This window comes from Ensifer sp. D2-11, from assembly GCF_054161295.1.
In genome coordinates this window covers 672,370-685,092 of sequence record NZ_CP096435.1, presented here as the reverse complement: position 1 = coordinate 685,092, position 12,723 = coordinate 672,370, and the positions used below count along the sequence as shown (strand labels likewise).

Below are 12,723 nucleotides of genomic sequence, written 5' to 3'. Positions count from 1 at the left end.
GGTGGGTCCTGTAAGTAGCCCTCGCGTCCTGAAATCGAACCATCCCATAACTATAGCAAACAGCCCCCAGATGAGAAGCTAAGATCCTCTGTCATCAGGGGTTGCATTGCGCCCGTTCCGTTCGCATTCTGTCCGGAACGGCGCAGCTGATGCACCGATTCATCCAAATCTCGATTTGTCGCGGCAGTTAGGATCCGTGCCCAATCGCAAAGATCCGTTCGCGCCGCCTCATTCTTCTCCCCTAGTCGGAGCCGCCATGTCGTTTTCGGATCTTATCTATCGTCCCTTCGAGACGCTCATTCGCCCGCTTGATATTCCTTACGCACCACTGCCGTCACGCGGGCCTTTCGCTCTGCTCGTGCATTTCGCCTCGATGTTCCGCGGCGTGCTCGCGGCCGTCGCCATCCTCATGATTGCCATCGAAGGCATCAATCTGGCTACGATCTGGGGCATTTCCTTCGTCGTGGATGGGGTGACGGCTGAGGGCGCAGCCGCTTTCCTCGAAGAGGATTGGCCGACGCTGGCCGTCCTCGGCGTGCTCATTTTCCCGGTGCTGCCGCTGCTGATCTTCCTCGGCAACACGCTGAATTCGCAGTCCGTGGCCGTATGTATGCCGGCCGCGATGCAGTGGCAGGGCCACAAGGCGGTGGAGCGCCAGGACCTCGCCTTCTTCCACGATCTCTTCGCAGGCCAGGTGGCTACGCGCATTTCACAGGTCGCGTCTGCCGTGCAGCAACAGATCGTCGTGGCCTTCTACCAGGTCCCACTCTTCCTGGTACAGTTTGTCGGCTCGCTCGTGCTGCTCACCGCGCTTTCCTGGCCACTGGCGCTCCCGGTTTTCGTCTGGATCGCGGCCAACATCGCGCTTGCAGTGGCGGCGGTGCCCCATTTTTCCCAGCGTTCGCGCAGAACCGCCCGCGCGCGAAGCCTCGTTGTCGGCGCCATGACTGACCTCTACAGCAACATCCAGATGGTGAAGCTGTTCGCGGCGGAAGACAGCGAGGCGGGCGCGATGCGCAAGATCATGGAGAACGCTGTCGAGAGCCAACAGCGCGAAAGGCGCATTCACTTGACGACCGACACATGCGTCATCCTGATCAATACTGTGCTCACGCTCGCTACTTCCATCATAGGTTTTTGGGGACTTGGGAGTGGCTTCGTCACCGTCGGCCAGTTCGTGGCATCGATCGCGATCGTGCTGCGGCTTAACGCCAATTCCCGGGCCTTCCTGCAGATGGGTCAGCAGATTTTTCAGGCGGTTGGAACGATCCGCGACGCCATGCCCGTTGTCACCACGCCGCCGACAATCACCGACACGCCGAACGCCAGGTCGCTCGCGGTGATGGCAGGTGAAGTCGAGTTCCGGAACGTGCAGTTCGAATACCGACAGGGGCAAGGCGTAATCGAAAACTTGTCACTCACCGTGCGCGCCGGCGAGAAGGTAGGGCTGGTCGGTCTCTCTGGCGCCGGCAAGTCGACCCTGGTCAGCCTGCTCCTCCGCTTCTTCGACTTAAAGGGCGGCGCGATCTACATTGATGGACAGGATATACGCAGCGTCACGCAGGCGAGCCTGCGTGAGAGCATTGGTGTCGTTACGCAGGACGTGTCGCTGCTGCATCGCTCCGTCGGCGACAATATCCGCTACGGCCGGCCAAGCGCGTCGTGGGAAGAGGTGGAACATGCTGCGATACTGGCCGAGGCGGATGGCTTCATCGCCAACATCAAGGACAGCGAAGGCCGCACCGGCTACGACGCTTTCGTCGGCGACCGCGGCGTAAAGCTGTCCGGTGGCCAGCGCCAGCGCGTCGCCATCGCTCGCGTTCTTCTTAAGGACGCGCCAATCCTTGTGCTCGACGAGGCAACATCAGCGTTGGACAGCGAGGCCGAGGCAGCAGTGCAGGACAAGCTTGCCTTGCTGATGGAGGGAAAGACGGTGATCGCCATCGCACATCGCCTGTCCACCATTGCCAGCATGGATCGCATCGTCGTGCTCGATCAAGGCCGCATCGTTGAGGAAGGCGTGCCGCCGGCGCTGCTCGAACGAGACGGGCTCTACGCGCGGCTATGGAAGCGGCAGACGGGTGGCTATATTGCCGATACGGTCGAGGCGACGTGAACCGACTCTGTCGCCGCCTCAATTCCATGCCGGACATTGAACGTCTCTCCAAGGCAGCACAGCCGCTGTTCGGCCCGTGCTCGGCGAGTGTCCTCCTGCGACTCATAATCGAAGCCATCCGCGTGCACGTCGATCTCTTCGAGCTTTACGACCCATCGCGGATGTGAGCGGTGCAGAGAATCGAAAATGACCATCATGTCGTTCGGGAATATGGTTGCCAAGACGCGTGTAAGCCTAGCCTGCGGGACCGCTTCCCCTGAATGGGGCATGCGTTCGACTCCCTTCAAGGCGCGACGGATGCACAGTTCGCCTCCCGAGGGCGGCGGTGACAACGGTCATCAACGGCCGTCTCAAGTGGGTGTAAGCGGTGGTCCAAACGCAAATGCGGCACGGCAGATACGCGCCAAGCAGTAGCCATTCCACGACAGCAACGACGCTTACCTCTTTGAAGGCGCCGTTGCCGTACTTCAGGGCGTCGCCTCTCTTATGAGGTCATCAAGTCTATGATCCGCATGACCGCCACCGCACTGCTCGTGTTCTGGGTGCCTTCCGTCGTGTCGGCATTAGCGCAGGTCCAAACATCACCCTTCTTGACGGTGAATTTTTTCCCATTCTGAACCACCGAAAGTTCTCCCTCAGTCATGTGGCAGAGCATATCGTTCGGCATCACGTTGTCGGGCGTCTTCGCACCCGGTTGGATAACGACATCACGCAGCTTGACCATTTTGTAAGCTGGTATCACCGAAGCCCTCTCACCAAGCGCGACAACTCTGACACCGGGACCAATCTCCTCACCCTCATTTGGACCGTAAGTTTGGGCGGCTGCTGGTGTTGGCCAAGCGATCAAAGGTGTGGCGGCCATTGAAAGACCGAGCGCGAGTGTGGTTCTGCGATTGACGACTTCCATTGCTTCCTCCCTAGCCAACTCGTTCTGAAAAAGTAGGCAACCAATCAGCTTTGAGCCGCTGCCACCAAGAGTCAACGGCCCTTCTCATTTGGCATGCCTTGTCGCGCTCGTGTCGCGAGAGGCTCCGAAGAATTCAAACCGCCGGCTTGTCTTACGAGACGCGTTAGCGCCGCCCGCGCGTCGGCTCTATTGACACCGATGCTCGTCAGGACCTGCCCATCAGCTTGCCTTGATCAACCTTAGCAAAGGGGTCGAACGGAGACTTGGACGACTCCAATGGGCCGACCCAAGCCGTTCATCCATGCCGGAAGCCAAACACGCCGATGGCTGACATTTGAGCCATGGCGGCGCCTGTTCGAAAAGCCGCTATTTGACTTAAGTCCCCTGCCAATGTTAGATGTGGGTAATCGATAACCCTAGGTGAAACTTTGACCGTCTCGTTGAATGACATAGCCGAGCGCGCGGGCGTCTCCGTAAAGACGGTCTCAGGCGCACTGCATGGCGGCTCGGCCCGCATGGCCGAGGCGACCAGGCAGCGCATCAAGGAGATCGCCGAGGAACTCGGCTACGTCACCAATCTGGCCGCGCGCAGCATGCGGCAGGGTTGGATGCCTCTGATCGGCGTCGTTGCCGACGAGTTGATCACCTCGCCCTTCGCGACAGAAATCATCCGTGGGCTCGACGGCGCGGCGCGAGCCTCTGACATGGCCGTTTTCGCCATGACCCTGAACGGCAGCCGCGACGTTGGCGCGGTGATCGAGGAAGTGCGCCGCTTTCGGCCGCGGGCGATCGCCTATGCCGCCATGTACCACAAGACGGTGGCGCTGCCGGAGGAGTTCGCCGAGGCAGTCGGCGTGATGATCAATTGCCGCGAAGCGAACGACCGCGTGACCTCGCTAGTGCCGGATGAGTTCGGAGCGGCGCATGAGATCACCAGTTATCTCATAGGTGCCGGACGCAGGAATATTGCCTTCGTCAACCTGCCCGGTCTGCTCGCCGGCGAACTGCGCGAGGCCGGGTTCCGACAGGCGATCACCGAGGGGGGCCTCGATGGCGCCGGCGCGCGCGTGTTGCCCGCTGTTCGCCGAGGGGTCTACAGCGACAGGGCGCACAGCCTCGTTCTTTCCCACATCACCGAGCTGATGAGTGGACCCGGCCACCCGGACGCCATCCTTTGCGGCAACGACCGTGTGGCGATGGAGGTCTATGCGGCGCTGCGCCGTGTTGGCGTGCAAATTCCCGACGACGTCGCCGTCGCCAGCTTCGACAACCAGGTCGATATCGCCTCGCGTCTCGATCCGCCATTGACAACCATGGGCCTGCCGCATCGGGCGATGGGCCGATTGGCCGCGGAGATCCTGCTTGGCGGCGATACGACACCGGGCGAGTTGCACAAGCTTCCGTTCCAATTGGTAGAGCGGTCATCCGTATAAATCAGTAGCCACGTAAAACCCGTTGAGGAGGAGAAACAGTGATGGGTAATCGTTTACTTTCAATCTTAATGGCATCTGTTGCGCTCGGAGGCCTGGCTGAAGCAAAAACCGTCATTCACGTGATGCATCAGGGAGACCCTGGCTGGGTTTCGACCTATGGCGAAGTCGCCAAGCGCTTCGAGGCCGCCAACCCGGATGTCGACATCGAGCTCATCTATGCGCCCCACGACGCCTATAACGAGAAGTTCAGCGCCGCCGTCATGTCAAAGCAGTTGCCGGACGTCATGGAGCTCGACGCGCCGTTCCTCGCAAACTACGTCTGGTCGGGCTATCTGCAGTCGATCAAGCCTTTGATCGACAAGGACATCCTCGACGACATGACCGAGTCCAACGTCGCGCAGGGTACCTATCCGATCGACAAGGAGCTCTACGCCGTCGGCCTCACCGACTCCTCCGTCGTGCTCTACGGCAACCGGGAATATCTGGAAGCGATCGGCGCCCGCATCCCGAAGGGCGTGGACGACGCCTGGACGCGCGAGGAGTTCGAAGGCTACCTCGAAAAGCTTTCGAAGCTTGAGGGCGTCAAATGGCCGATCGACACGTTCCGTGGCTACGGCATCAAGACCGAGTGGATCACCTATGCCTACGGCCCCATCCTGCAATCTGCGGGCTGCGACCTGATCGATCGCAAAACCTGGAAATCCGTCGGAACGCTTGACAGCGATCCTTGTGTCGATGCGCTGACGATGATGCAGAAATGGGTGAAGAACGGCTGGGTCGTGCCGCAGTCCTCAGGCACCAATCAGTTCTTTGCGGAAGGTCATCCCGCGGCGCTCGCGCTCGGTGGCCACTGGTTCTATGCGGAAGCCGCGGCTTCGATGAAGGACAACATCGTCGTCATGCCGCTGCCGAAGTTTGGGCCGAAAGGCGCGAGCCCCAACGGCACCTGGATCTGGGGCATCACGACTGCGTCCGAGCACCCCGACATCGCCGGCCAGTTCGTCAGCTTCATGCTCAAGGACAAGGCACTCCGCGACTATGCGAAGGAGGATTCCGCCTATCCTGGTTTGAAGAGCTTCGCCGCCGATTCGCCCCTTTACGCTGACGGCGGTCCGATGGCCGTGGCTTTCGAGCAGGCGTCAAAGACGGCGATGGCACGGCCGCCGCATCCGGCCTATCCGATCATCACCTCGGCCTTCATGGGAGCAGTCGATGAGATCTTCAATGGCGGCGACGTCAAGGCCGCTCTGACGACGGCAGCCGAGAAGATCGACGAGGACATCGAAGAAAACGACGGCTACCCGCCTTTTGACGAACAGCAATAGCGCCCGCATGTGGCCGCGCGGCGCCGATGCCGCGCGGCGCTGCAGCCGATCGACAAGCGACGCATCTTAACTGAGGAGGAGATCATGACCCTGCAGCAACCGGCGCTGCCGGCGACGGCTGGCGCGACGCGCCCAGCCCGCCGAAGAGACAGGGGCCGCCTGTTCCAGGAGATCGGCATGCTTGCGCCAGCCGTGGCGCTGCTGACGATCTTCCTCCTCGTGCCCTTCCTCCTGTCGTTCTGGACGGCGATGACGAACCAGCCACTGGTGCCGCGACCGACGCCCGTCCGCTTCATCGGGCTCACCAACTTCCTGCGCATCTTCAAGGACGATCTGTTCTGGACGTCCCTTTGGAACGTCTCGCGCTTCACCTTCTGGATCCTGCCGGTGCAATGCGGCCTGGCCTTCGCCACCGCACTGCTGCTCCACCAGAAGCTGCCGTTGCGCAATTTCTTCCGCGGTCTTTTCTTCCTGCCGGCGATCACGTCGATGGTCGTCGTCTGCGTCATCTGGGGAACGCTCTTCCAGTATCCGACCGGCCCGTTTAATCAGGTGATAGGCTTCCTCTCCGGCGGGCACATCCAGCCGATCGATTGGCTCGGTGACCCAAATTGGGCGATGTTCTCGATCGTGCTTCTGTCGGCCTGGCAGGCCTATGGATTTCAGATGATCGTCTATCTCGCCGGGCTGCAGGGTATTCCCGATGAGCTCTACGACGCCGCCAGGATTGACGGTGCCAATGCCTTCCAACGCTTTTGGCACGTGACCATGCCGGGCCTGAGACCGACGCATGTCTTCGTGCTTGTCATCACCACCATACAAGCCTTCAAGCTCTATACCCAGGTTGCGATCCTGACCCAGGGCGGTCCGAGGAGCAGCACCGAAACCGTGGTCCACTATATGGTACGTGCCGGTTTCGAAGAGCAGAAGCTCGGCTACGCCTCGGCCGTTTCGGTCATTCTCTTCCTCATCGTTCTCGTCATCGCGCTCGTACAGCGCCAGCTCCTGAGGCGTTTCGATGTCTGATGTCGCCATCCCCACACTGCACACCGAGGCAAAGCGCGAGCGCTCCGCGATCGGTTCGCTGCGCCTCGTCCAAACAGGCTGTATTCTCATCATCGCACTGGTGATCGTGTCGCCGCTGTTCATGCTGCTAATCGCGAGCTTGAAGGACGACCGCTTCCAGATTCTAGCCGATATGGGCAGCTTCCGGGCTTTTTGGGTCTCGAGCCCGACGCTCTCGAACTTCGCCGAAGTGAGCAATTTCTCAGGTGAGCTCGCCTTTGGCCGTTACCTTCTGAACTCGCTGTTCATTCTCGCCTGCACGGTCGGCGCAGGGCTTATCGTCAACTCGATGGCCGGCTTCGTGCTCGCCTGGGGTACGTTGCGCGGTCGCGCCCTGGTCCTGTCACTGATCATCGCACTCTATGTGATCCCGCAGGAGAGCATCATCATGCCGCTCGTCATCATGGTGTCGCGCGCCGGTATGACCGACACTTTCGCGGTGCAGATCGTGCCCTGGGTTGCGAGCCCGCTTTATATCTTCCTGTTCTACCAGTTCTTTGCCCAGCTTCCGAAGGAGCTCTTCGAAGCGGCCGAGATGGACGGTGCTTCGGTGTTCCGCATCTATCGTTCGATCTTCCTGCCCTTGAGCCTGCCAGCGCTCGCCACAGTCTCGATTCTGATGGGGATCGAGAGTTGGAACCAGTATCTCTGGCCGATCCTGGTGACGCAGACCGACTATGCCCGGCCGATCGCCGTCGCCATCGCCACCTTCTTTGGTCAGGACAGCATTTATTGGGACCGCGCCATGGCAGCCTCGGTCCTGATGATGATCCCGATCCTCGCCCTCTACCTCGCCTTCCAGCGCTGGTTCGTGAGTTCCTTTATTGGCTCCGCCGTGAAAGGTTGATCAATGACAAGCAATGCAAGCCCCACCTCCCTTCTCGGCGGCAGCCTGAAGGCGTTCAGCGCCGCGCTCCCCGCTCGGACTACGCTCCATGCGTGGCTAAAGGCGGTCGATGCGGTTACGCCGGCCGAACTCACAGCGAGCCAGGACGGGCAGCAAATCGGCCGCATAACGGCGGGAAACACGGAGGAATTTGAGTTTCGGGCGCTGGTGATCGAAACAGCCGGCGAAACCTCTTTCAGTTATGACGCCGCGACTACGAGCCTCTCCGTCGTCTACGCCTTTTCGGGGGCGGACGTTCTGGAAAAGGGCATCGTTGTTCTTTACAGCGGCGGGGCCAATACCACACCCGCCGTGCCTGGCAGCTATCATTTCCGCCCACCTTTCGGATGGATGAACGACCCGAACGGGTTCGGCCGCATCGGCGACAAGGTTCATCTCTTTTACCAGCACTATCCCCACAGCCTGCGCTGGAACACCATGCATTGGGGCCATGCGGTCTCCGACGACTATCTCCGTTGGAAGCACCTGCCGATCTTCCTGTTTCCGTCGGCGGAACTTTCGGCCCGCGGGGATGGCCGCGGCGGCGCCTTCTCCGGCTCGGCAATTCCGCTTGCTGGAGAGGAGCCCGCGATCCGTGTCTTCTTCACCGAACAGGTCAAAGACCGCGAGCCGGAAGAGCAGACCCAGTTGACCGCCGTCAGCCGCGACCAGATCAGTGCCGGCCCGGCGGAGACCATCCTCCCGGAACGACCGGCCGGCTTCGACCTGACGCTCGATTTCCGTGACCCCTACGTGATTAAAGGCCCGGATGGCCGCTGGAAGATGCTCGTCGGCAGTCGCGATCACGCGGGAGGAGTGATCCTACTCTACGAGACCGCCGATTCGGACGCCGCAGGTGACTGGAGCTTCGTCGGAATTCTTCACCGTGAGAATCGCTTCGGCATGACGGCGGCCGAATGCCCGTGCATCGTCCCACTCGATGGTCCTGCCGATGATCCGCACACCCGTTGGGCGTTGATCTTTGGACTGCTCACCAGCCGCGATCCGTCAACTGCTCGCCGCAACGTCACCCTTGCAACCGTCGGCCGCTTCGACGGCCGTACCTTCGTCAAGCAATTCGAACAGGAACTCGACTTCGCCACCGACGCCTATGCCTTCCAGGCTTTCGTCGAGGATTCCGGTCCCGTAGGCATCGCGTGGCTCGCGAACTGGACGGAAATTTCGAAGAGGGTCGATTTCCCGACAGCCATGACGCTCCCCCGCCGGGCCGTGCTCAAGGACGGTGCCTTGCTGACGCCGCCGATCGACGCGGTCGATAGCTTGCGGCAAGATTTGATCGACGACTGCCGGCTGCTTTCCGGTGACAAAATCGATCTCGCCAACGGTGCCGTTGAAATCGTCCTGGATCTTACGGCCGCAGGCGCCGCCTTCGAGCTTGAATTCGAACATCCCGACGTGGAACTCGGGGTGCGGCTCGATGCAGAGGGCCTGAGCATCCTCTACGACGTTCCGGAAGGCAAATTGTTGCCCCGCTACATCGCGGCCGGGGCGAGACCCTCGACGCTGCGCATATTCCTCGACATCGGCTCGATCGAGGTTTTTGCAGATCATGGCCGCTGGACCGGGACCAAGCGCTTGCCCGGATTTGCGAGTGTGCGTTCCGCCCGCCTCACGGCCCCCGGAAGCAACGTCGCCGCCGCCAGCATCTGGCAGCTCAAGCTCTAACAAACAATCAAAGGGAGGAGTTTCATGGCATCCGTCTCGATCGATCAGGTTCGCAAGCAATACGGCGCCGTTCCGGTAATTCATGATATTTCCATGACCATCGAAGATGGTGAGTTCGTCACCCTGGTCGGGCCCTCCGGCTGCGGTAAGTCGACCCTCTTGCGCATGCTGGCCGGCCTTGAGGACATCAGCGGCGGCGAGATCCGCATCGGCGGCCGTCTCGTCAACGACGTAGCTCCGAAAGAGCGCGATATCGCCATGGTCTTCCAGAGCTATGCGCTCTATCCGCACATGACCGTCGCTGAAAATATGGGCTTCGCGCTCAAGCTCAAAGGTAAGGACAGGGCGACCATCGAAAAGAGCGTACGAGAAGCGGCCGCCATCCTGGCGCTCGAGCCTCTGCTCGATCGCCTGCCGAAACAGCTTTCCGGCGGCCAACGTCAGCGGGTGGCAATGGGACGGGCGATCGTCCGTCAGCCGCAGGTCTACCTATTCGACGAGCCGCTTTCGAACCTCGACGCTAAGCTCCGGGTCACGATGCGCGCCGAGATCAAGGACCTGCATCAGCGCCTGAGGACGACCACGGTCTACGTCACGCACGATCAGATCGAGGCGATGACGATGGCGGACAGGATCGTCGTCATGCGCGGCGGCAAGGTCGAGCAGATCGGCAGACCGCTTGAACTTTACGACCGTCCGGCCAACACCTTCGTCGCGACCTTCATCGGCTCGCCGGCCATGAACCTTTTCGACGGGGCGATCAACAATGGGCAGTTCGTTACCGATGGCGGGGTGGCGCTTCCAATTCCTGAGGGCTATCAAGGCGCGACGGCGGCGGTCTACGGCGTCCGTCCGGAACATCTCTCCATTGTCGATGTGGGTGCGCCGGCCAGCGTGGTCGTGGTTGAGCCGACCGGATCGGAAACGCATGTGCTCGCGAAGCTCGGATCTTCGGACGTGAACATCGTGCTTCGCGATCGGGTCGGCCTGCAGCCTGGCCAAGCCATCAAGGTCGCTCCCGATATGAGAAGGATTCATCTCTTTTCATCGCAGGGCATGCGCACAACCTAACGGGTGCGGCCCAAGCACGGTGCAAATGCGAGAACTTCACCCGCGGGTATCGCAAGCGTGGGAACCGCCGAGAACCCGTCACGCCCTCGGTTCACAAACAGCAAGGAGGGGACAGCGGCAAGGCGGCACCTTGTAAATAGGTCGCCCCAACCGAGGACTTCGCCAGCACGAACGCTGCTGGCCGCCCCATTTGCGCACTGGCGCAGGTTCAAAGAAGCACGTGAATTTCAGTTTTATGAGGTGAGGACCAAAAGGGCTCGCATCACGGTCACCTCGACTGACTGCTTTCGGCTCGAATTGAGCCGTTCAATGCCTCGATGAGCTTGACGTCATGGCCCCAGGGCAATCGTGCAACAAGTTGTTGCACGATTTTGTTCATCGGGAAATGCCTCTGCAAAGGCGCGCATTTATTTAAGGTTCCGCGGCGAAAGCCCGTCATTTCGGGAAAATTGCGCCGAAGATCCGTGGCGAGCCGATCGATGACGCGCGCGCCCCATCGCTCGGCGACCTGGCGTGCCAAGATTTCCCGGCCGATGCTCCAGTAGAGCAAGATGAGTTCTCGATTGACAGCGACGACCGCCTTCAGGCGGGCTGTTCGGATCCTGTCCTTAAGCTCGGCACGCAGAGAGGCATAACCGTCGCCGTCAGATGACGGAATGTCCATAACTGGATGGTGCCAGCCGAAGGCGGTGTCTGAAGGCGCTCGCCGAGGTTTATATTGTATCTGATTGAGCGGGAACTTGAGGCGCTGACAAACCGCAGCAGGCGGAGAATGCCACCCTGCAGGACTTCATCGAAACAAGTCCGGATTGCCTGGAATTCACCGATCAATGCTCGCACTGCGCTGTGGTGAACGGCCGCCGAATGCTCGCTTGGCCAATGAATGAACAATGGGGATGTCCTGCCGTGGCGGGGGCCGACAGGGGTCGTCTTAGATGAACGGCGATGCGTACGTCCATGTCAGCCGTCCAGGAACTCCAAAAGCGAGCCATTCACCGCACTTCCTTCTTCGCGTTGAACCCAATGCGTCGCCTTCTCAAAAGTCTGCAGGCGGCCATCGTCACAAAGACCGAGACTACGCCTCGCAAGCCCGAATTCCAGAGCCTGGTCCTGCATCCCCCACATGACGAGAGTAGGCGTCATGATCCGCTCCTTCAGGCTCGGGCGAAAGCGCAAGGCGCGGTACCAGTTGAGCATGCTGGTGAGCGCCCCCGGCCGCTCCCAAGCCTGCCGATATTCCGCCATCTCCCCTTCTTCAAAGGCGCCGTCCCGGCTGGATCCCATAAGTGCCCGTGCGAGCAAGGCCGAGTGGCGCGCACTCAAAACGGCTTCGGGCAGCAAGGGGATCTGGAAGAAAACCGCGTAACTGCTCCGCAGAAACTGCGTCGGAGATCGCAGGGCATGGACAAATAGCACATCGGGATGGGGCGCATTCAGGATGACGAGCTTGTCCAGGCGATGAGGCAAATTGGCCCCGGCCGCCCAAGCGACGATACCACCCCAGTCATGGCCGACGAGGTGAAACCTTCCGATGCCCAGCGCGTCGGCAAGGGCGACGACATCGCCGAGGAGCTTGGGGAGCGTGTACTCGCGGATCCCCTTGGGCTTGTCGCTGGTGTTGTAGCCCCTCTGGTCGGGGACGATGACCCGATATCCGGCGGAAGCGAGCGCATCGATCTGCCGTCTCCAGCCGATCCAGAAGTCGGGGAAGCCGTGCAGGAGCATGACCGGCTTACCCCCGGCGGGCCCGGCCAGAACGACATGAAGCCGAATCCTTCCGGCTTTGACGAACTGATGTTCAGACGCGAGTGAGATCATGGTTGGTAACGCGGTTGTCGTCGAAGTGATCCAGCGCAATGAGGTTTTAGATCTAAGCTGCGTCGACCCGACAAGATGCACGCTCAGGCGTCGCATCCTCCCGCTGGACGGAATGGAGCCGAAGGTTCAGATGGCCGAAAGCCGCCGGTCCGCTGAGGCCCATTCCATCCGGACAGGGCGGCATGTTGCCGACTTCTGATTGTCTCAGTCGGGGCGATTCTTCGCCTTCACCACCGTCTCCGATGGCTGGAAGGTTCACCCTGCTGCCGTCGATCTGAACCGGCACGACGCGCCATGAGCGGTTGTCCAATCGGGGAACGGCTTGTTTCGAAACGAACCCGTACATTGGCGGCTTTGTTGGGGTACGGAGACCACGAGATCAGCCCTGCGAGGTCCGTCGTGTGTCGCACTCGTCG

Annotated in this window: 10 protein-coding genes; 7 read left to right on the top strand and 3 right to left on the bottom strand. The window is 60.8% G+C overall.

The features are described from left to right. Window positions 1–256: 256 nt before the first annotated feature. A complete protein-coding gene (locus tag M1D34_RS29060) occupies window positions 257–2,116 on the top strand; it encodes an ABC transporter ATP-binding protein (RefSeq protein ID WP_498784558.1) in 1,860 nt (619 codons plus the stop codon). A gap of 484 nt (window positions 2,117–2,600) precedes the next feature. On the opposite strand, the gene M1D34_RS29055 is transcribed toward M1D34_RS29060, so the two are convergent. Next, the gene (locus M1D34_RS29055; RefSeq protein WP_498784556.1) at window positions 2,601–3,023 is read right to left on the bottom strand and encodes a cupin domain-containing protein; all 423 of its coding nucleotides are present in this window, start codon (window positions 3,021–3,023) and stop codon (window positions 2,601–2,603) included. A gap of 428 nt (window positions 3,024–3,451) precedes the next feature. Between M1D34_RS29055 and M1D34_RS29050 the strand changes: the two genes are divergently transcribed. From M1D34_RS29050 to M1D34_RS29025, 6 genes are all read left to right on the top strand, one after another. Next, window positions 3,452–4,456, top strand: a complete 1,005-nt coding sequence (locus tag M1D34_RS29050) for a LacI family DNA-binding transcriptional regulator (RefSeq protein ID WP_498784554.1) — start codon at window positions 3,452–3,454, stop codon at window positions 4,454–4,456. Window positions 4,457–4,497: 41 nt separating this feature from the next. Next, window positions 4,498–5,781, top strand: a complete 1,284-nt coding sequence (locus M1D34_RS29045) for an ABC transporter substrate-binding protein (RefSeq protein WP_498784552.1) — start codon at window positions 4,498–4,500, stop codon at window positions 5,779–5,781. 84 nt (window positions 5,782–5,865) lie between these two features. Next, complete coding sequence (locus tag M1D34_RS29040) at window positions 5,866–6,807, top strand: carbohydrate ABC transporter permease (RefSeq protein WP_498784550.1); 942 nt, start codon at window positions 5,866–5,868, stop codon at window positions 6,805–6,807. Then, a complete protein-coding gene (locus M1D34_RS29035; protein WP_498784548.1) occupies window positions 6,800–7,693 on the top strand; it encodes a carbohydrate ABC transporter permease in 894 nt (297 codons plus the stop codon). Before M1D34_RS29040 ends, M1D34_RS29035 begins: the two co-directional genes overlap by 8 nt. A 3-nt stretch (window positions 7,694–7,696) precedes the next feature. Next, window positions 7,697–9,418 (top strand): glycoside hydrolase family protein, encoded by a 1,722-nt coding sequence (locus tag M1D34_RS29030; protein WP_498784546.1) that lies wholly within the window; start codon window positions 7,697–7,699, stop codon window positions 9,416–9,418. Window positions 9,419–9,442: 24 nt separating this feature from the next. Then, the gene (locus M1D34_RS29025) at window positions 9,443–10,489 is read left to right on the top strand and encodes an ABC transporter ATP-binding protein (protein ID WP_498784544.1); all 1,047 of its coding nucleotides are present in this window, start codon (window positions 9,443–9,445) and stop codon (window positions 10,487–10,489) included. 268 nt (window positions 10,490–10,757) lie between these two features. On the opposite strand, the gene M1D34_RS29020 is transcribed toward M1D34_RS29025, so the two are convergent. Both M1D34_RS29020 and M1D34_RS29015 read right to left on the bottom strand, forming a co-directional pair. Then, window positions 10,758–11,153: a DUF1016 N-terminal domain-containing protein gene (locus M1D34_RS29020; RefSeq protein ID WP_498784542.1), complete on the bottom strand. Its 396-nt coding sequence runs from the start codon at window positions 11,151–11,153 to the stop codon at window positions 10,758–10,760. 296 nt (window positions 11,154–11,449) lie between these two features. Further along, window positions 11,450–12,307, bottom strand: a complete 858-nt coding sequence (locus M1D34_RS29015; protein WP_498786169.1) for an alpha/beta fold hydrolase — start codon at window positions 12,305–12,307, stop codon at window positions 11,450–11,452. Between the last annotated feature and the right edge of the window lie 416 nt (window positions 12,308–12,723).